The organism is Corynebacterium sp. UMB4614 (genome assembly GCF_030217065.1).
In the GTDB taxonomy this organism is placed as follows: domain Bacteria; phylum Actinomycetota; class Actinomycetes; order Mycobacteriales; family Mycobacteriaceae; genus Corynebacterium.
Genome location: NZ_JASONC010000004.1, coordinates 133,721 through 152,745, shown reverse-complemented (window position 1 = coordinate 152,745; position 19,025 = coordinate 133,721). Strand labels below are relative to the sequence as shown.

Annotated in this window: 16 protein-coding genes and 1 pseudogene; 13 read left to right on the top strand and 4 right to left on the bottom strand. The window is 65.7% G+C overall.

Annotation, left to right across the window (positions count from 1 at the left end):
* The 10 genes and pseudogenes from QP413_RS03380 to deoC form a co-directional block, all read left to right on the top strand.
* Positions 1 to 531, top strand: a pseudogene (locus tag QP413_RS03380) (malate synthase G); the annotation flags it as partial.
* Positions 532 to 733: 202 nt separating this feature from the next.
* The gene (locus QP413_RS03375) at positions 734 to 1,552 is read left to right on the top strand and encodes an HAD-IA family hydrolase (protein WP_284780613.1); all 819 of its coding nucleotides are present in this window, start codon (positions 734 to 736) and stop codon (positions 1,550 to 1,552) included.
* A gap of 224 nt (positions 1,553 to 1,776) precedes the next feature.
* Positions 1,777 to 4,338 carry a glycoside hydrolase family 65 protein gene (locus QP413_RS03370; protein ID WP_284780611.1) on the top strand — a complete coding sequence of 854 codons (2,562 nt, stop codon included), beginning with the start codon at positions 1,777 to 1,779 and terminating at the stop codon, positions 4,336 to 4,338.
* A gap of 238 nt (positions 4,339 to 4,576) precedes the next feature.
* Positions 4,577 to 5,362, top strand: coding sequence for a succinate dehydrogenase cytochrome b subunit (locus QP413_RS03365; RefSeq protein ID WP_284758305.1), 786 nt, complete (start codon positions 4,577 to 4,579; stop codon positions 5,360 to 5,362).
* Between the two features lie 30 nt (positions 5,363 to 5,392).
* Positions 5,393 to 7,426: a fumarate reductase/succinate dehydrogenase flavoprotein subunit gene (locus tag QP413_RS03360; RefSeq protein ID WP_070761167.1), complete on the top strand. Its 2,034-nt coding sequence runs from the start codon at positions 5,393 to 5,395 to the stop codon at positions 7,424 to 7,426.
* Complete coding sequence (locus QP413_RS03355; RefSeq protein ID WP_012359469.1) at positions 7,426 to 8,175, top strand: succinate dehydrogenase/fumarate reductase iron-sulfur subunit; 750 nt, start codon at positions 7,426 to 7,428, stop codon at positions 8,173 to 8,175. The genes QP413_RS03360 and QP413_RS03355 overlap by 1 nt, the downstream gene beginning before the upstream one ends.
* A 45-nt stretch (positions 8,176 to 8,220) precedes the next feature.
* Entirely contained in the window at positions 8,221 to 8,535 is a 315-nt protein-coding gene (locus tag QP413_RS03350) for a hypothetical protein (RefSeq protein WP_070758543.1), read from the top strand.
* 307 nt (positions 8,536 to 8,842) lie between these two features.
* Complete coding sequence (locus QP413_RS03345; RefSeq protein WP_284780609.1) at positions 8,843 to 10,168, top strand: DUF445 family protein; 1,326 nt, start codon at positions 8,843 to 8,845, stop codon at positions 10,166 to 10,168.
* A gap of 61 nt (positions 10,169 to 10,229) precedes the next feature.
* The gene (locus QP413_RS03340; protein ID WP_070758545.1) at positions 10,230 to 10,550 is read left to right on the top strand and encodes a DUF2516 family protein; all 321 of its coding nucleotides are present in this window, start codon (positions 10,230 to 10,232) and stop codon (positions 10,548 to 10,550) included.
* Positions 10,551 to 10,615: 65 nt separating this feature from the next.
* Positions 10,616 to 11,263 (top strand): deoxyribose-phosphate aldolase, encoded by a 648-nt coding sequence (gene deoC, locus QP413_RS03335; protein WP_222863803.1) that lies wholly within the window; start codon positions 10,616 to 10,618, stop codon positions 11,261 to 11,263.
* Positions 11,264 to 11,280: 17 nt separating this feature from the next.
* Here the strand turns inward: deoC and QP413_RS03330 are convergent, their stop codons facing one another.
* The 3 genes from QP413_RS03330 to QP413_RS03320 are packed head-to-tail and all read right to left on the bottom strand — an operon-like array spanning position 11,281 to position 13,664.
* The gene (locus tag QP413_RS03330) at positions 11,281 to 12,273 is read right to left on the bottom strand and encodes a DUF2993 domain-containing protein (protein WP_070758547.1); all 993 of its coding nucleotides are present in this window, start codon (positions 12,271 to 12,273) and stop codon (positions 11,281 to 11,283) included.
* 44 nt (positions 12,274 to 12,317) lie between these two features.
* Positions 12,318 to 13,157, bottom strand: a complete 840-nt coding sequence (locus QP413_RS03325) for a class I SAM-dependent methyltransferase (protein ID WP_284780606.1) — start codon at positions 13,155 to 13,157, stop codon at positions 12,318 to 12,320.
* Between the two features lie 6 nt (positions 13,158 to 13,163).
* Positions 13,164 to 13,664, bottom strand: a complete 501-nt coding sequence (locus QP413_RS03320) for a DUF2505 domain-containing protein (protein ID WP_148811560.1) — start codon at positions 13,662 to 13,664, stop codon at positions 13,164 to 13,166.
* A gap of 23 nt (positions 13,665 to 13,687) precedes the next feature.
* On the opposite strand from QP413_RS03320, the gene QP413_RS03315 reads away from it, so the two are divergent.
* Complete coding sequence (locus tag QP413_RS03315; RefSeq protein WP_284780604.1) at positions 13,688 to 14,935, top strand: UDP-N-acetylmuramate dehydrogenase; 1,248 nt, start codon at positions 13,688 to 13,690, stop codon at positions 14,933 to 14,935.
* 172 nt (positions 14,936 to 15,107) lie between these two features.
* Here QP413_RS03315 and QP413_RS03310 read toward each other — a convergent pair whose 3' ends face one another.
* On the bottom strand, positions 15,108 to 16,889 hold the full coding sequence (locus tag QP413_RS03310) for a long-chain-fatty-acid--CoA ligase (RefSeq protein WP_284780603.1): 1,782 nt from the start codon (positions 16,887 to 16,889) through the stop codon (positions 15,108 to 15,110).
* Positions 16,890 to 17,064: 175 nt separating this feature from the next.
* On the opposite strand from QP413_RS03310, the gene mshA reads away from it, so the two are divergent.
* Positions 17,065 to 18,339 (top strand): D-inositol-3-phosphate glycosyltransferase, encoded by a 1,275-nt coding sequence (gene mshA / locus QP413_RS03305; protein ID WP_284780600.1) that lies wholly within the window; start codon positions 17,065 to 17,067, stop codon positions 18,337 to 18,339.
* Positions 18,340 to 18,383: 44 nt separating this feature from the next.
* A complete protein-coding gene (locus QP413_RS03300) occupies positions 18,384 to 18,983 on the top strand; it encodes a YbjN domain-containing protein (protein ID WP_148811564.1) in 600 nt (199 codons plus the stop codon).
* Positions 18,984 to 19,025 lie beyond the last annotated feature (42 nt).

Here is a 19,025-nt window from a genome sequence, read left to right as displayed (position 1 = left end):
CACTACCACGAGGTGGATGTTTTCGAGGTGCAGGACAAGCTGCGCACCGAGGGTCGTCGCGAGACCTTGGGCGACATTCTGACTCTGCCGGTGGCGGAGTCCGCCGATTGGTCTGCTGAGGAGATCGCCGAGGAGATCGACAATAACTCCCAGTCCATCCTGGGTTATGTGGTCCGCTGGGTGGAGCAGGGTGTTGGTTGCTCCAAGATTCCGGATATCCACGACATTGATCTGATGGAGGACCGCGCGACCTGCCGTATTAACTCCCAGCACCTGGCTAATTGGCTGAAGCACGGTGTGGTGACCGAGGAGCAGGTTCTGGACTCGCTGCAGCGCATGGCTGCGAAGGTTGACCAGCAGAACGCTGGGGATGCTGCTTACCGCAACATGGCGCCGGACTTCGACGAGTCTGTGGCTTTCCAGGCTGCTAAGGACCTGGTGTTTAAGGGTCTGGAGCAGCCGGCTGGTTACACTGAGCCGATCCTGCATGCTCGTCGTTTGGAGTTCAAGGCTAAAAACGGCATCGCCTAACACGGCTGCCGACTCTCGCCAGCGCCCGTGAACGGGGCCGGTGAGTAAAACAACGGGGCGGACACACCACAACGGTGTGCCCGCCCCGTTTTCTTTTGGGGGGTGGTGGCGACGGTGAGGCGGCAGTGGGGTGTGCAGGAGGAAGCGCAAAGGGAAAGTCTGCCCGGCCACAAACGGTGGCGGGGAACGTACTATCGGCAGCATGAACCCTGGGAACGTGAACAAGCGACAGCCCGAGACGTCGACAAGCGGGCAGGGGAGCGGCACTGCAGACGCAGACCTGCCCGACCTGTGGCAGTACGGCGCGATCCTCTTCGACCTCGACGGCGTGATCACCCCCACCGCCGACCTCCACCGCGAGGCCTGGGCCCACATGTTCACCGAGTACTTCCGCGAACTCGGCGCCGGTGGGCAGAGCGTAGCCGAGTACACCGACCAGGACTACTACGACTACCTCGACGGCCGACCACGGACCGAGGGCATCGCCGCGCTGCTGCACTCCCGCGGCATCGACCTGCCCACCGGTAGCGAGGAGGACACGGCGGCAGAGCACACCGTCTACGGGCTGGGCGAACGTAAGAACGCCGAGTTCCTCCGACTGCTGGGCCAGGGCATCGCGGCCTACCCAGGCAGTGTCCAGCTCCTCGACACCCTGACTGCGCCGAAGGGGGGCGCGACCCCGCCCCGGCTGGCGATCGTCTCCTCCTCCAAGAACGCCCGCCCCGTGCTCGAGGCGGCGGGCCTGCTCGACCGCTTCGAGCTGGTCGTGGACGGGCTGGTCGCCGCGGAGCTCGAGCTGCCCGGCAAGCCCGCCCCGGATACCTACCTGCACGCGGCCACGTGGTTGGGTGTTCCCGCCGAGAAGGCCGTGGTGGTGGAGGACGCTCTCAGCGGGGTGGCTTCCGGGCGCAACGGCAAGTTCGGCCTCGTCGTGGGGGTGGACCGGGGAGCAGGCGACCAGGAACTGCTCGACGCCGGGGCGGACACCGTGGTCGCCGACCTCGCGGACTTCGTGGGCTAGCCCCGCGATAGCGCCACAGCCCTCGCCGTACCGCCTTGTGCCGCCGCGCAATAGAGCCCCCCGTGCGGCCGCGCAATAGAGCCCCCCCGTGCGGCCGCGCAAAAGAGCCGCCGTGCAGCCGTACAAGCCAGCAACGTGACAACCCGAGCCCGCGATTCGGGGCGGCATGCCCCGCCCGCTAGAATGTGCGCGGCTTAGAAGACAACCTCAACATGTGGGACACAATGACCTCAGCTTCTCAATCCGGAAACGCACAGCTCCAAGCCTTCCTTGCCGCCAAGCGCAACGGTGGCGCGCAGGGGCCGAACCGGCCGATCGACGGTGCGGACTTGGCTACCGAAGGCTACCGGGCGGACCGCCACCACCACGGCGTCGACCCATTGGAGCTGATCGACCGCGATAATAACCCCGTCTGGGAGTGGGGCTGGGCGGAAACCAAACCCAACCGCACCGACCTGGGTGTCGCCGAGGCGCTCTTTGCGCAGTCCAACGGATACCTCGGCATGCGCGGCAACCCGCCAGAAGGGCGCGACTCCGCCGTCCACGGCACCTATATCAACGGTGTCTACGAGAACTGGAAGATCACCCACGCCGAGGACGCCTACGGCCTGGCCCGCGATGGGCAGTCCATCATCGACGTCCCCGATGCCAAGGCGATGCGCCTGTACATCGACGACGAGCCGCTGCGCCTCGGCAACGCGGATATCAGTGAGTACAGCCGCACCCTCGACTTCCGCGACGGCGTGCTGCGGCGCAGCATGATCTGGCGCACCCCCGGCGGCAAGCGTGTGCGCGTGACCACCGAGCGCATGGTCAGCTTCCAGGAACGTCACCTCGCGATCATGGCGCTCGAAGTGGAGCTGCTGGATTCGGACGCCGCCGTCGTCGTCTCCTCCCAGCTGCTCAACCGCCAGGACGGCGAGGGCGAGTTCCCGGATAACAACGGCCCCGTCGCCGTCCAGGATGGAGAGCTGGACCCGCGGAAAGGCTCCACCTTCGATGAGCGCGTCCTGATCCCGAAGTACCAGTCCCAACCCGAACCGGAGCGCGCGACCCTGGGTTACCAGGTCAACCACTCCGGAATGACGGTCGCCGCCTCCATGGACCACGAGCTGCGTGTGGACAACCCGGCGACCGCGGATTCCGGCGACGTCGAGGTCACAACGGAGGTCGCGGAGGACGTCGCCAGCGTCGTCTACCACATCAACGGCGCGAAAGGCTGCCACCTGCGCCTAGAGAAATTCGTCAGCTACCACTCCTCCCGCCACGTGGCCCCGAAGGAGCTGGCCTTCCGCTGCGACCGCACGATCAACCGGGCGAAGCAGGTGGGCTACAGCAGCCTCGTGGAGAACCAGCGCGAGTGGCTGGGCGAGTTCTGGGAGCGCTCGGACGTGCGCATCGGTGGCCAGCCAGAGCTGCAGCAGGCGGCCCGCTGGTGCATCTTCCAGCTGATCCAGGCCTCCGCGCGGGCCGAGACCACCGGCGTTCCCGCCAAGGGGCTGACCGGTGCGGGCTACGGCGGGCACTACTTCTGGGACACGGAGATCTACGTGATGCCGTTCCTCAGCTACACGAACTCGAATTACGCCCGCAATGCGCTGCGCTTCCGCTACGAGATGCTGCCCTCCGCGCACGAGCGTGCCCTGGAGCTTTCCCACGACGGCGTGCTCTTCCCGTGGCGCACGATTAACGGGCACGAGTCCTCCGCGTACTACGCCGCGGGCACGGCGCAGTATCACATCGACGCGGACGTGACCTTCGCGCTGATGAAGTACTTCTACGCCACCGGGGATAAGGAGTTCCTCATGCGTGAGGGTGTGGAGATCCTGCTGGGTACGGCCCGGTTCTGGGTATCCATCGGCTTCTTTAACTCCGTGCAGGATCGCTTTGAGATCCACGCGGTCACCGGCCCGGATGAGTACACCACGGTGGTGAATAACAACCTCTACACCAACGTGATGGCGCAATATAACCTGCGCATGGCTGCGAAGGTGCTGAAGACGATGCGCACCGAGCGGCCGGATGACTACGCGGACCTGGCTGCCCAGCACAAGCTCAACGATTCCGAGCTGGATCGCTGGGAGCTGGCAGCCGAGCAGATGTACATCCCCTTCAATGAGGAGCTGGGGATCAATCCGCAGGATGATTTCTTCCTCAACCGCCAGATCTGGGATCTGGACGATCCGAACGGTGAGCCGAAGCGGCCCCTGTTGCTGCACTATCACCCGCTGACGATCTACCGCTATCAGATCCTGAAGCAGGCGGACGTGGTGCTGGCTCTGTTCCTGCAGGGGAAGCGATTCTCCCAGGAGGTCAAGCGGGCGGACTATGACTACTACGACCGGCTGACCACGGGGGATTCCACCCTCTCGGCGGTGGTGCAGTCCATCATGGCCGCCGAGCTCGGCTATGCGGATAAGGCTCTGGAGTTTTTCCACCGCGGGCTGTTCGTGGACCTGGCGGATATGCATGGCAACACGAGCGACGGCGTGCACATCGCCTCCTGCGGTGGGGTGTGGACTGCGCTGACCTATGGCTTTGGTGGACTGCGCGATCACGAGGGCGAGTTCACCATTGACCCCCGTCTGCCGGAGGGTTGGGAGCACCTCAGCTACAACGTCACCATCCGGGATGTCCAGGTTCGCGTGACGGTTCGCCCGGGTGAGGTGGAGCTGGTCTCCGTTCAGGGGAAGGACGCCGGTGTGGTCACGGTGCTGGGGCAGCAGGTCCGGGTCACCGGTGAGCCGCAGGTTGTCGTGGGGGAGACGGTGCTCGCCGCGGGCTAGGTCCGGACCCGCCCTCTTCTTCTTCCCGCCCCGGTGGCCTCCTCAGCCGCCGGGGCGGGGAGTTTTGTGGCTGGTGCGACTGATGTGATTCGGGGGTATTTACGCAACGCGGCTGTTGCGCAATAGGTGCACTTCCTGTGATTTTGCCCCAAATAGGGTGTAAAACCCCAGGGTGGACCATGGCAGTTAGTGACCAAGGTCTCCAAGCTCGTAGAGTTATTACGACACTGGAGGTGCCATGACTGTAAAGAATGACGAAAACCGGGACGCCCTTGTCCACGGGAAAATAACGACGAAAGCCCTGCGCGAAAAGCCGGGCATCCCAACCTGGGTTATGAAGCTGACGATGGCCATCACCGGCATCATCTTCGGCCTGTTTGTTCTGGTCCACATGCTCGGAAACCTGAAGGTTTACACCGGCGCTGAGGGCCTCAATACTTACGCGGACTTCCTCCGCGAGGTCGGTTCGCCGATCCTGCCTGAGGGCGGCATGCTGTGGATCTTCCGCATCGTGCTGCTCGTGGCAATCGTGCTGCACGTGTGGTTTGCGTTCGCGCTGATCGGCCGCAGCCACCAGTCCCGCGGCCGCTTCCGCCGCAAGGGCATGGTCAGCAACTGGAATACCTTCTCCGCACGCACCATGCCGGTCACCGGCATCGTGCTGCTGCTGTTCATCATCTTCCACATCCTGGACCTGACCCTGGGTGTCCAGCCGGCTGCGTCCAGCGAGTTCATCGAGGCTGTTGACGGCAACCACGCCGCCTACCAGAACCTCGTGGCCTCCTTCGAGCGCCCGGCAGTGGCGATCATCTACATCGTCGCGATGTTCATCCTGTTCGCCCACCTGTCTCACGGCATCTGGACCGCATCCTCGGACCTGGGTATCACCGGCCACCGCTGGCGCCAGGTGATCCTGTGGATCTCCTACCTGGTCCCGGCCCTGATCCTCATCGGCAATATCTCTATCCCACTGGCTGTGCTGTTCGGGGGCATTGAGCAAGTGCCATTCGTCCCAGGCGTTTAAGCTCGCGAGTCTGTTAAGGAGTAAACGGCTATGAGCGATGTTATTAATCACCCGCACAACCAAACTGCGGATTTCAACTACGACGAGGCAGTCGCAGCTTTCACCGCGCCTGAGTCCTCCGTCGACGGCGTGACCGTCGGCAAGGTTCTGAAGGACAACGCCCCGCACGAGGTCGGCCAGGATCAGCAGTGGACCTACGCCAAGGACCACTTCGGCCTGGTGTCCCCGCTGAACCGCAACAAGTTCCGCGTCCTGATCGTCGGTACCGGCCTGGCCGGTGGCGCTGCCGCTGCAGCCCTCGGCGAGCTGGGCTACGACGTGAAGGTCTTCACGTACCACGATTCCCCACGCCGCGCGCACTCCATTGCTGCGCAGGGTGGTGTGAACTCCTCCCGCGGTAAGAAGCTGGATAACGACTCGACCTACCTCCACACCAAGGACACGGTCAAGGGTGGCGACTACCGCTGCCGCGAGAACGACTGCTGGCGCCTGGCCATGGAGTCCCCGAAGGTCATCGACCACATGAACGCCATCGGCGCACCGTTCTCCCGCGAGTACGGCGGCACTCTGGCAACCCGTTCCTTCGGTGGCGTGCAGGTTTCCCGCACCTACTACACCCGTGGTCAAACGGGTCAGCAGCTGCAGCTGGCGACGACCTCCGCGCTGTACCGCCAGATCGGCGCCGGCAACGTGGAGATCTTCACCCACGCAGACATGCAGGACGTCATCGTCGAGGACGGCGTCTGTAAGGGTGTCGTGATGCGCAACCTGATCACCGGTGAGCTGACCGCTCACACCGGCCACGCAACCGTGCTGGCCACCGGTGGTTACGGCAACGTGTACCACATGTCCACCCTGGCGAAGAACTCCAACGTCTCCGCCATCATGCGCGCCTACGACCAGGGTGCCTACATGGCGTCCCCGTCCTTCGTGCAGTTCCACCCGACCGGCCTGCCGGTCAACTCGGACTGGCAGTCCAAGACCATCCTGATGTCCGAGTCCCTGCGTAACGACGGCCGCATCTGGACCCCGAAGAAGAAGGGCGACGACCGCGACCCGAACAACATCCCGGACGACGAGCGCGACTACTTCCTGGAGCGTCGTTACCCGGCATTCGGCAACCTGGTCCCGCGTGACATCGCGTCCCGCGCGAACGCCCAGCAGATCAACGCTGGCTACGGCGTTGGCCCGAAGAAGAACTCCGTCTACCTGGACCTGGGTGACGCCATCAAGCGCCTCGGCAAGGACACCATCCGCGAGCGCTACGGCAACCTGATTCAGATGTACGAGGAGGCCATCGGTGAGTCCGCGTACGAGACCCCGATGCGCATCGCCCCGACCTGCCACTACACCATGGGTGGCCTGTGGACCGACTTCCACGAGATGACCTCCATTCCTGGGCTCTTCTGCTCCGGCGAGGCTTCCTGGATGTACCACGGTGCAAACCGACTGGGCGCTAACTCCCTGCTCTCCTCCTCCGTCGAGGGCTGGTTCACCCTACCGTTCACGATCCCGAACTACCTGGCACCGCTGCTGGGCGAGGAGGTCTCGGCTGAGGACTCCCCGGCCGCACAGGAGGCTCTGGAGCGCTCTCAGAAGCGCATCGACCGGATCATGAACATCCGTGGCGAGGAGCCACACGGCGCGGCCCACTACCACCGTCAGCTCGGTGAGATCCTGTACTTCTCCTGTGGCGTGTCCCGCAACGTCGAGGACATGAAGGACGGCATCGAGAAGATCCGCGCACTCCGCAAGGAATTCTGGGCCAACGTCCACGTCCCGGGCGAGGCCAACGAGATGAACCAGGAGCTGGAGTACGCACTGCGCGTGGCCGACTACCTGGATCTCGGCGAGCTCATGTGCGTCGACGCACTGGACCGCGACGAGTCCTGCGGTGCCCACTACCGCGATGACCACCTCTCCGAGGACGGCGAGGCCGAGCGTGACGATGACAACTGGTGCTTCGTCTCCGCTTGGGAGTCGAACGGCGATGAGAAGTTCATCCGCCACTCCGAGCCGCTGTACTTCGATCGAATCCCGCTGATGACAAGGAATTACAAGTAATGAAGCTGAATCTTGAAATTTGGCGTCAGGCGGGCCCGAACGCCGAAGGCCACTTCGAGTCCGTCAAGGTTGACGACGCCGCAGAACAGATGTCCATCCTGGAGCTGCTGGACCACGTCAACACCATGTACGTCGAGGCTGGCAAGGAGCCCTTCGCCTTCGCCTCTGACTGCCGCGAGGGTATCTGTGGTACCTGTGGCCTGATGGTGAACGACCGTCCGCACGGCCCAGACCAGAACAAGCCTGCCTGCCAGCAGCGCCTGGTTTCCTTCAACGATGGCGACACCATCAAGCTCGAGCCGCTGCGCTCCGCTGCCTACCCGGTCATCAAGGACATGGTCGTCGACCGTTCCGCACTGGACCGCGTCATGGAGAAGGGCGGCTTCGTCTCCGTCCAGGCTGGTACCGCACCGGACGCCGACGACCTGCTGGTCAACCACTCCGACGCGGAGAAGGCTCTGGACCACGCGGCCTGCATCGGCTGTGGTGCCTGTGTCGCAGCGTGCCCGAACGGTGCTGCTCACCTGTTCACCGGCGCGAAGCTGGTTCACCTCACCCTGTCCCCGATGGGTCGCGAGGAGCGCGGCAAGCGCGCCCGCGCCATGGTCGACGAGGTGGAGACCAACTTCGGTCACTGCTCCCTGTACGGCGAGTGCGCGGACGTCTGCCCAGCTGGCATCCCGCTGACCGCCGTTGCCGCGATCACGAAGGAGCGCGCACGCGCTGCCTTCCGCGGTAAGGACGACTAGGTTAAGCTGTAGATACATACAGGTTTTCCGGAAAGTAGGAAAGAAATGGCTCTCGCTGAAAACCTCCACATGGAGCGTTACTACGAGGACGGCTTCGTCCCGTCGAGCTACGATGCGCCGCACTCTTCTCTGCACCGCTCTATCACCTGGGTCGCAATGGGCTCCATCCTGAGCTCCCTGGCCTTCTTCGGCATGGCGATCTACGGCCTGGCTGGTGCAGCCGGTAGCGACAATGCAACCGGGTTCGTTATCGCAGGTCTGATCGGTGCTGCGCTCTTCCTCTTCGGTGGCTTCGCCATGGTCCACATCGGCCGTGCGAACTACCGCGAGTACGTCAAGCGCAGTGGTCGCATCCACTAGAACTTGGCTAGCGAGCGCGTAATGAACGCGCAGGGCACGCACCTCCAACGCAGCCCGCAAAGCTAGTACTTGAGGCCACCCCGGTCCCCGTCATTAAGGACGGCGACCGGGGTGGCCTTTTTTGCATGCCGTTCCCGGTCATGCCGCGGAGCACGAGACCTGGCCAGTGCATCGACCCCGGGGAAGATGCGGGTGAGATTAGGCAGCTCGTTCTCCGCACCGGGGGCAGTCAATCGGAGTGGGGGTGTGGCGCGTGTCGGCCGGGGCGAGGGGACCGCCGAAGGCCCAAAGCTGCGATACTGGTGGGGTGAGCCATCGCAGCATTGATAACCCCGCCCCAGCAAGCAGCAGCCTGCCAGTGCCCGGCCCCTCCCCGGAGTCCGAGGCCCAGCGGCGCCACGACCTGCGCAAGCACAAGGCTATCGCCTCGGGTCTGCTGATCTTCGCGGCGATCGTCTTCGCCATCTGCCGCATCGTGGATCACGGCGGCAATGCCCCGGCCTGGGTCGGCTACGTCCAGGCCGCCGCCGAGGCCGGCATGGTGGGTGGCATCGCGGACTGGTTCGCCGTCACCGCGCTCTTCCGCCACCCACTGGGCCTGCCGATCCCACACACCGCGATCATCAAACGCAAGAAGGATCAGGTCGGCCACTCGCTGTCGGAGTTCGTCGGTGAGAACTTCCTCAACGCCACCCTGATCTCCGAGAAGCTGCGCGCCGCTCACCTGCCTACACGGGCCGCCAAGTGGGTTGTGGAATCCGAGGGGGACCAGGTCATCAGCCGGGAGATCGGCAAGCTGATCCGGCTGACGGTCAACGGGGTGAACGCCCAGGAGGTCGAGGCCGTCCTACGCGTGATGGTCATCGACCGCCTCCGCGAACCACAGTGGGGTCCACCGATGGGGCGCGGCCTACAGCAGCTCATCGACGAAGGGCGCACCGAGCCACTGGTGGACGCGGCCGTCATCTGGATGGACGATAAGGCCCGCGAGTCGGAGGACTTCATCGTCAACCTCATCGACGAGCGCACCCCGCGCTGGGCGCCCCGCTTCGTCCGCGAGCTCGTCGGCGACCGCGTCTACCGCGAGGTCGTGGACTTCACCGCTGCGGTGCGGGCCAACCCGAACCACGAGGCCCGCCAGCAGTTCCGCAGCTTCATCGCGGGTCTGGCCCGCGACCTTCAGCACGACCCGGTGATGATCCAACGCATGGAGAACATCAAGGAAGACATCCTCAACTCCGGGCCCATCACCGCTCTGCCGGCGACCGTGTGGGAGAACACCCGGCACGTGCTCGCAGAGCAGGCCGAGGACCCAGACTCCATGCTGCGCACCCGCATCGCGGCCTGGGTCACCGAATTCGCCAACCGGGTGCTCGCGGAACCACAGCTGCGAGAAAACCTGGAAGACCGGCTGGTGGGGGCGGCGTCCTACCTGGCGGAGAACTACGCGGGCGAGGTCACCAGCATCATCGGTGAGACCGTGGAGCGGTGGGACGCTGAGGAGGCCAGTGACCGCATCGAGCTGATGGTGGGTAAGGACCTGCAGTTCATCCGCGTCAACGGCACCGTCGTGGGCTCCCTGGCGGGGTTGGCTATCTACTCGCTGGCGCAGCTGATCGGCTGGCTCTTCTAGCGGCAGGGTCCGTGGCCTGCCGCTCCCGCTACGTGTCCGGGGAGTGCATTAGGATGAGGCCATGATGAATCCCGCACTACTCATCGGCTTCAAGGTGGCTGGCTACCTGTATTTGTCCCTGTCCGTGATCGTTCTGATCCTGGGGGTTGCTGCCGCTGCCCAGGTGGCAATGACCCGTGATGACGCCTTCGATGTCATCAACCGCAAGAAGCAGAACTGGCTGCTGCTCGGGGGCGGTGCGGCGCTGACGGGCCTGTTCGGCATCTTCGGCGGCGGTGCCTTCCCGCTGTGGATCATCGGTGCGGTGATCGTCGGTATCTACTGGCAGGACGTCCGCCCGGCGATCCGCGACGTCCTCGATAACGCCTCTGGGGCGTGGTAGCCGTGGCTGCTTCCCAGAACTCTTCCGGGCCGGTGGTCCCGAGCCGCGAGTCGGTCGCCCAGATTATGGACGCCACCCTGCTGGCCACCGACGCCAGCCGCGAGGACGTGCGGGCGCTGCTCCGCGAGGCCCAGGAACTTGGCTGTGGCGCGGTGTGCGTATCCCCGTCCATGCTGCCGATCTCGGGGGATTACCCCGGGCTGCGGGTGGCCACGGTGGCGGGATTCCCCTCCGGCAAGCACCAGAGCCTCATCAAGGCCACCGAGGCCCGCTTTTCGGTGGAGCAGGGCGCCGATGAGGTGGACATGGTGATCGACGTGGCCAATGCTCTGGCCGCCGACGAGAATGCCATGCTCTCGGAGATCATGGCCGTGCGCGAGGCGATACCAGCACCGGCGGTGCTGAAGGTGATCCTGGAGTCCGCGGTGCTTTCCGAGGAGCAGCTGCGCGCGGCGGTGCGTTCGGCCGCCCGGGCTGGGGCGGATTTCGTGAAGACTTCCACCGGATTCCACCCGGCGGGTGGCGCCAGCGTCGAGGCCGTGCGGATCATGGCCGATGAGCTGGATCGGATGGGCAAGCGCGGTCAGGTGGGGATCAAGGCCTCCGGCGGCATCCGTACCTGGGAGCAGGCCGTGGCCATGATCGAGGCGGGGGCGACCCGCCTGGGGGTATCCGCTGCGCGCGCCATCCTCGAGGGCGCGCCGCAGCAGTAGCCGGGGGTGAAGGGGGGTTAAGCTGCAGCCCGGTTGAAGATCTCGCCACCGGAGCCCACGGCTCCCGGGCGGTCCTCCCCGGCCGGGGTATCATCCCCAGCACCGTCGTTGCTGCGACCCCCGCGCGGGCTGTCCTGCCCGCCCTGCTGGGGCTGGCCCGCCTCGTTCAGGGAGTTCTGTAGCTCGTCGATGTGGACATCCGTGCCGTGCAGGGAGATCTGCAGGCCCCGGTTGGTGACGCGCACGTCCCGGGCCTCCAGGCCGCCCGGCGTGTTCTGGTCCACGGAATCCTCGACCGCGCCGCCGAGTGTCTCGGCGAGGACATCCGGCAGCTCCTGGCCGAAGACCTTCACTGCCGAGACCTCCATCGTCAGCTGGCCCTGCTCGATCTTCGGGCTCATCACGATGCTGGCCAGCCCACCGCTGAACTGCACCTCGAGGGTCTGATCCTTGGGGTTTGGCACAACGTCATTGACCTGCAGAAGCTGACTCATCAGGTCATCGCCCGACTGACCGGACTGGTTGGCGATCATCTCCGCCTTCATGACCTCCTTCGGCAGCTCCGCGTCGACGGTCAGCTCCCCGAAGATCATGTCCTCCGGGTTCTCCCCCATCGAGAGCTTCTTGCCGGTGATATGGGTGCGCGGCATGCCGGTGATGACCGGGCGGCTGGGGTCGTTGTCCTCATAGGAGACGTCGATGCTGGAGGGGACCTCCACCTCCAGGTGGGGCAGCGAGCCCTGCACCAGCCCAAAGAGAACAGGGGTGGTGCCCAACGAGACCTTCGGGTCCTCGGCCATGCGCGAATCCGAGGCCTCGGTCATGGCGTTGGTGATCTCATGCTTGATGTACCAGCGCGCGCCGAACTCGGCGATCAGCGCGAGCAAGAGCACGATGACCACGATGATGGCCAGGATCTTCGGCGCCTTCGACTTCTTCTCCGGCGCCTGCTGGGCCGGGTAGCCGGAGAATTGGGGCTGCTGCTGGGGATAGTAATTTTGAGAGCTCACCCAACATAGTGTTCCGCAAAGCCGGCGAGATTTCTATAGAACGTCTAGAGCCGGATGTCGCTGACGAGCTCCCAGGGGACGGTGAGCAGGTTGTCCTGCATTCGCCGCCGCGGGTTGAGCTTCGCAACCCCGGCAGGGAGCTGGCCCAGCAGGTCCTCCCGGGCGAAGCGCCAGCGCACCCGAGGGCCGTAGGGTGCATAGCCCGCCGCCCGGTCCCAGGCCGCATCCGCAGCCTGCAGCAGCGCGAAGACCTTGTGGCCCTCGGTGTTCTCGTGGATCAGGGCCTTCGGCAACCGCTCCGCCACATCCGAAGGCTTGTCCACATCGGCCGGGTCCCAGGCCAGCGTCAGCGTCCGGGGGCCGGACTCGTCCAGGAGCACCCAGGCTGCCCGCCGCCCGATCTCATCGCACGTTCCCTCGATGATCTGCCCGCCGGGGTTAAGCCCCGCGATCATCATCCGCCAGGCCGCCAGGACCTCGGAGACGTCGTACTGGCGCAGCACGTTGAAGGCCCGCACCACCTCGGCGCGGTGGCCCGCCAACTCGAAGCCGCCCAGGGCGAATTCCACGCCATCGCGGGGCGGCAGCACCCGGGAGGGCTCGATCTCGAGCCCCAGCACGCGCACCTCAGGATTTACCCGGCGCAGCCACCCCGCCCATTCCACCGTGGTGGTGTGAGAAGCCCCGTAGCCCACATCCACGGCAAGGGGGCGACGTCCTGATAAAGAAGCGGCATCGAAGGCAGAGCGCACCGCGGGGTGGTGGGCAAGCCACCGATCGGCCTTGCGCAGCCGGTTGAAGCCGGTCGTGCCACGGGTGGGTACGCCAACGGGCCCGTCCTGCGACCAGGAACGGGCCCGTAGATTGTGGGCGTGATCAGCCACGGAAGTTTAGGCGTTCTCCTTCAGATACTTCTCGATCAGGGAGGACTCGTGGGCGATGAACTGCTCGACCCACTCCATGATCTTCGGCTCCAGCATGGAACCCATCATGGGGATCTTAACGTCCACCGCGGACTTGGCGCTCAGGGAGGTCGCGCCATCGGCGTCCTGCAGCACCAGGTCGGCGTTGAACTTCACCGGCAGGCCCGAGACCTCCGCGGTGACGGTCCCGGTCGCGCGGCCGCCCTCGACCGGTCCCAGGGTGACGGTGCGGGCCAGCTCCAGGGTGGCCGGGACCATCGCGCGGAAGGACTCTGGGACGGCATCAATCGGCAGCTTCTCGGCCAGCTCAGCCTTGACGTTCGGGCCGCCGGTGAAGTTGCGGACCTCGCCGGGCTCGTCGCCGATGTTCTTCGCCTCGTACTCCCAGTACTCCTGGGAAGACAGTGCGGCGTGGACATCGGCGAGCGGGAAGCCGATGCTGTGGGTGTTCTCACTGTTAGTCGTCATGGCTACAGGCTACCGTTAGAGGGGTGACACAAAAGCAGAATCACGCCAATACTTTTCCGGCCGCAACTACCGGCCCCGCCGCCCCGCCAACGCTCGACGAGGTGGCCGCCGCCGTCGCCCCCACCGGGGCTGCCGTGGATCGCCGCCCGCTCGCGGAACTGACCACGCTGCGCATCGGCGGGCAGCCCGCCGCCGTGGCGGAATGCACCACCGCCGAGCAGCTGGCCGGTGTTCTGGAGACCGTCGATGCCGCGGGATGGCGCGTGCTGATCGTCGGTGGGGGATCGAACCTGCTGATCGGGGACGGGCCGGAGGTCTCCGAGCTGGTTGTGGTGCACGCCGCGGACGATCCGGAGGCTGCCATCAGCATTGATCCGGAGACGGGCGTGTGCTCGGCCTTCGCGGGAGTGGAGTGGGACCGCTTCGTCGCCGCGACCGTGGCCGCCGGCCTGGGCGGGCTGGAGTGCCTCAGCGGCATTCCGGGCTGCGTCGGGGCAACCCCGGTGCAAAACGTTGGCGCCTACGGGGCGGAGGTCTCCCAGGTGCTGCGCCGGGTACGCCTCTACGACCGCGCCCGCCGGGTCGCCGAGTGGGTGGCGCCCGAGAGCCTGGACCTGGCCTACCGCTACTCGAACCTGAAGTTCACCGACCGTGCGGCGGTGCTGGAGGTGGAGTTCCAGCTGGACCCGGCGGGGCTCTCCCTGCCGCTGCGCTTCGGTGAGCTGGCCCGGCGCTTGGGCGTGGCCCGCCCGGCCGAGGGGGAACAGGCCGGTGAGATCCGCCGCCCGGCAGCAGAGGTTCGCGAGGCGGTGCTGGAGCTGCGCGCCGGCAAGGGCATGGTTCTCAACGCCGAGGATCACGACACCTGGTCTGCCGGTTCCTTCTTCACGAATCCGGTCGTCGCGGGGGAGGCGGCGCGGGATGCGGTGGTCGCCACCGTGCGCGAGCGTGTGGGTGAGTCGGAGGCCGAGGCCATGCCACTGTTCTCCGTCGGCACGCCGGAGAATCCGGAGTTCAAGTTCTCCGCGGCCTGGCTCATCGAGCGGGCGGGCTTTCACAAGGGCTGGCAGGTGCCGGGCCGGGAGCGCGCCGGGCTGTCCACCAAGCACACCCTGGCGCTGACCAACCGGGGCGGGGCGAGTAGCGAGGACCTGGTGGCGCTGGCCACCGCGGTGCGCGACGGGGTCTTCGAGGCCTTCGGCGTGGAGCTGGTGCCAGAGCCCGTGTGGATCGGGGTGGAGCTGCCGCCGGTCAACCGCGCAACGGACTAGGCGCGAAGAAGGCTAGGGGTCACACAGAACAACGCCCTAGGCGCGAGCTTTGCGACCCCATAACGGGGTCGGTCTCGGCCTAGGGCGTTGTGCGTGGTTGGTGTCGCTGGGCGAGTGCCGGAGCGGGCCAGCGCCCGGCAGGGGCACCGAACCCGGCACCCCAGGTGGCGGCTTAGCCCTCCTCGGCGACGATCTTTTCGACCAAGTCCTTGATCTCACGGCGGCGGATCTTACCGATCAGGTCCGCCGGCAGCTCGTCGACGACGAAGAAGCGACGCGGCACCTTGTAGCGGGTCATCTCGTGGCGTGCCCACTCCTTGACCTTCTCCTCGTCGAAGTCCTCCTTCTTGACGTGCTCGTCGAGCACCACAGCGGCGACGACCTCGTCGGAGCCGTCCTCCTTAGCCAGGCCCACCACGCCGGCCTTCGCGATCATCGGGTGGTCCGCCAGGACCTCCTCGACCTCCGCCGGGTAGACGTTGAAGCCGCCGGTGATGATCATCTCCTTGATGCGGGAAACGATCCGCAGGAAGCCATCCTCCTCCATGACGGCCATGTCGCCGGTCTTGAACCAGTCTTCGAAGAACGGCTGCTCGTCCTCCGGGACGTTGATGTAGCCACTGAACACCTGCGGGCCACGGACCAGCAGCTCGCCCTCCTCGCCGTCCGGCATGGTGCGGGAGAGGTCCTCTGGGTCGGCCACGCGAATCTCGGTGCTCGGGAACGGGATGCCGATGTAGCCTGCGCGCGCGTTCTCCGAAATCGGGTTCGCGGTGACGATCGGGGAGGTCTCGGTCAGGCCGTAGCCCTCGATGATGGACCCGCCCGTGCGGCCCTGCCACTGGTGGGAGATGGACACCGGCAGTGGCGCGGCGCCGGAGAGCGCGTTCTTCACGCCGTTGATGTCCAGGTTGTGCTCCTCCGCAGCCTCCAGGATCTTGTCGTACAGCGTCGGCACACCCGGCATGTACGTCGGAACCTGCTTCTTCATCTGATCCACGATCAGCGGGATCTCCGGCTTCGGTAGCAGGCAGAGCTTGCCGCCGGTGGCGACACCCAGCGCAGCGGTGAGGGTCAGGCCGAAGATGTGGAACATCGGCAGTGCTGCCAGGTAGATCTCCTGCTCGCCCTCGCCGAGCTCGCCGACCCAGGCCAGGCCCTGGGCCACGTTCGCCATGATGTTGCGGTGCGTCAGCATCGCGCCCTTCGGCTTACCGGTGGTGCCGGAGGTGAAGAGGATGAAGGCCTCATCGTCCAGGCTGCGCTCCGGCACTGGGCTCAGGTAGGCACCGTCGCCGCCGATGGTGCCGTCGACCAGCTTCTGGAAAGGCACCGTGCCCGGTGCCGGGGAGTGCAGCTGCTCCCGCTTCTCCTTCAGCGAGGAGATTGGCAGCTTCAGTGCGAACTGCTTGATCTTCGGCATCGCCTCGATCATGTTGACGGTGACGACGGTCTGCAGTTGCGTGCGGTTGACCAGCTCCTCGCACAGCGGGGCGATCTTGTCCCAGGCGATGATGACCTTGGCGCCGTGGTCGATGAACGGGCCCTGCAGCTCGCGGGCGGTGTACAGCGGGTTGTGCTCCACCACCGTCGCCCCCAGGTACAGCACCGCGAAGATGGAGATCAGGTGCTGCGGGCAGTTCGGTAGGCAGATCGCGACGCGGTCGCCACGGCGGACGCCGAGCGCCTTCAGGCCAGCGGCGACCTTACGGACCTGCACGTGAGCCTGAGCGTAGGTCGTTGTGCCGCCGAAGAAGTCGAGCATCACGTCCTTGCCGTGCTCGTTGCTGGCCTTGATGAACATGTCCACCAGGGTGTCGCCGCTGAGTTCGATCTCCGCAGGAGTCCAGGAGTTGTAGTACTTCAGGTACGGCTTCTCCCGCCACGCGCGGCCTTCAGGCTTCTTGCCTTCCTCGTTCACCGCGGAAGAGTTGGGGGCGAGGGTTTCGGTCATGTCTATGGCCTCCTTGGGAATCCGAAACAAGGAATGTGATGCGGGTCTCACTAACGCTAGCTGCTTCCGTGACATTTGTGTGTGAAAACAAATAACTCGCGAGAAATATTAACGCCGGCGGGGGAGGCGTCCTCAACGGGGCTGGAACCAGTGGGGGAACGTAGGATCGGAAAGCATGCGCATCGCGATGATCTCTATGCACACCTCCCCGCTGGAACAGGCGGGAACCGGCGACGCCGGCGGAATGAACGTCTACATCCGCAACACCGCCGAACAGCTGGCCAAACAGGGCTTGAGTGTGGACATCTTCACCCGCGCCACCCGGCCGCTGCAGGGGGAGGTCGTGGAGCTCGGTGACGGCGTGCGGGTGATCAACTGCGTGGCCGGGCCTTACGAGGGGCTGAGCAAGGAGGAGCTGCCGACTCAGCTGGCCGCCTTCACCGGTTCCGTGCTCGCCTTCGCCCGGGAGAATGGGCTGAGTTATGACCTCATCCACTCCCACTACTGGCTCTCCGGCCAGGTCGCGTGGCTGCTGCGGGACCTGTGGAATATCCGCTGGGTGCACACCCCGCACACGCTGGCCGCGGTGAAGAATAACTACCTCTCCGAGGGTGATAACCGAGAGCCGGAGTCCCGCCGCATCTGCGAGCAGCAGATCGTGGACAACGCCGACGTCCTCATCGTTAACACCGAGGCTGAGGTCGCGGACGTCGAGCAGGGTTACGACTCCCATAAGGCCCGCATCGCGGTGGTCACCCCCGGCGCCGATATCGAGAAGTTCACCCCCGGCACCGAACGCGCCACCGAAAACGCCCGCCGTGCGCTAGGAATCCCGCTGTCTGCGAAGGTCATCGGCTTCGTGGGGCGCCTCCAACGCCTCAAGGGGCCGCACGTGCTGCTGCAGGCGGCCGCCACCCTCATCGAGCGCTACCCGGACATGCCGATCCGCGTGCTGATCTGCGGCGGGCCGAGCGGCTCCGGGCTGGAGCGACCGAAGTGCCTGGAGGAACTCGCCGAGGAGCTGGGGATCTCGCGGGCGGTGCGCTTCCTGCAGCCCCGCCCACCCGAGGAGCTTGTCTCGATCTACCAGGCCGCGGACGTGGTGGCGATGCCGAGCGCGAATGAGTCTTTCGGCCTGGTCGCCCTGGAGGCGCAGGCCACCGGCACGCCCGTGGTCGCCACCCGAGTCGGCGGGCTGCAGGCCGCGGTCGCGGAGGGGAAGTCTGGCCTGCTAGTCGACGGCCAGGATCCGCAAGCCTGGGCCGATGCGTTGGGCCAGCTGCTTTCCGACGACGACCAGCGCATCGCGATGGCGGAGTACGCACCCCAGCACGCCGCCCGCTATAGCTGGGAGAACACGGCCAAGCAGCTGGTGGAGCTCTACCGGAGCCTCCCGACGATGCCGGAGGAGGGCCCCGCGGAGCGTCACCCCGCGGGCAGCGCGAATTAACGCTCGGGCCTTCCGCAGCTCGGCTGCGGGGGTAGGTTGGGGGCATGAACCTCGAAAAGATCTCTGCGCTCTTAGACGAAGCCGACGTTGACTACGTCGAGTCCGGCGGCAACCTGGTCGTCGTCCTCCCGGGGGAACGCAGGCTCAAGACCAACTGCCTCTTCATCCCGCAGGAGGGCATGTTCCGGGTTGAGGCCTTCGTGTGCCGTGCAGTGGAGGAGGCCCAGGAGGAGGTCTACCGGCTGCTGCTGCAGGCCAACCGCCGAACCTACGGGGTGCACTACACCCTCGACGGAAATAACGACATCTACCTGGTCGGACAGTTCGGCGAATCCACTACCGCCGAGGACATCCAAAGAATCCTGGGGCAGGTGCTGGAGCGCGCGGACGGGGACTTCAACCGCATCCTGGAACGCGGTTTCGAATCCTCCATCCGCCACGAGTGGGCCTGGCGGCTTTCTCGCGGCGAGCCGACCTTCAACCTGGGGGCCTTCCAGCGCCTGCGTCCCACCGACGAAGAGGTCGACCAGCTGGCTCCCATGCCCGGCAAGTCCCCGCGCGAGGTGGTGGCCGAGCAGGCCGCCGCACCAGCAGAGGCTGAGGAGAAGACAAGCAAGGAGGCCACCGGCCAGGACACGGAGTAGCGGGCCGCGCCCGGACAGCGCGGGAGTGTGCCCCGCGAACGG

Bases quoted from the DNA above. Each gene is read 5' to 3' on its own strand.
- deoC (WP_222863803.1), top strand. From the start codon at position 10,616: ATGGACGCCACCCTGCTGGCCACCGACGCCAGCCGCGAGGACGTGCGG.
- QP413_RS03310 (WP_284780603.1), bottom strand. From the start codon at position 16,889: ATGACCGAAACCCTCGCCCCCAACTCTTCCGCGGTGAACGAGGAAGGC.
- QP413_RS03365 (WP_284758305.1), top strand. From the start codon at position 4,577: ATGACTGTAAAGAATGACGAAAACCGGGACGCCCTTGTCCACGGGAAA.
- QP413_RS03300 (WP_148811564.1), top strand. From the start codon at position 18,384: ATGAACCTCGAAAAGATCTCTGCGCTCTTAGACGAAGCCGACGTTGAC.
- QP413_RS03355 (WP_012359469.1), top strand. From the start codon at position 7,426: ATGAAGCTGAATCTTGAAATTTGGCGTCAGGCGGGCCCGAACGCCGAA.
- mshA (WP_284780600.1), top strand. From the start codon at position 17,065: ATGCGCATCGCGATGATCTCTATGCACACCTCCCCGCTGGAACAGGCG.
- QP413_RS03320 (WP_148811560.1), bottom strand. From the start codon at position 13,664: ATGACGACTAACAGTGAGAACACCCACAGCATCGGCTTCCCGCTCGCC.
- QP413_RS03370 (WP_284780611.1), top strand. From the start codon at position 1,777: ATGACCTCAGCTTCTCAATCCGGAAACGCACAGCTCCAAGCCTTCCTT.
- QP413_RS03360 (WP_070761167.1), top strand. From the start codon at position 5,393: ATGAGCGATGTTATTAATCACCCGCACAACCAAACTGCGGATTTCAAC.
- QP413_RS03350 (WP_070758543.1), top strand. From the start codon at position 8,221: ATGGCTCTCGCTGAAAACCTCCACATGGAGCGTTACTACGAGGACGGC.
- QP413_RS03375 (WP_284780613.1), top strand. From the start codon at position 734: ATGAACCCTGGGAACGTGAACAAGCGACAGCCCGAGACGTCGACAAGC.
- QP413_RS03340 (WP_070758545.1), top strand. From the start codon at position 10,230: ATGATGAATCCCGCACTACTCATCGGCTTCAAGGTGGCTGGCTACCTG.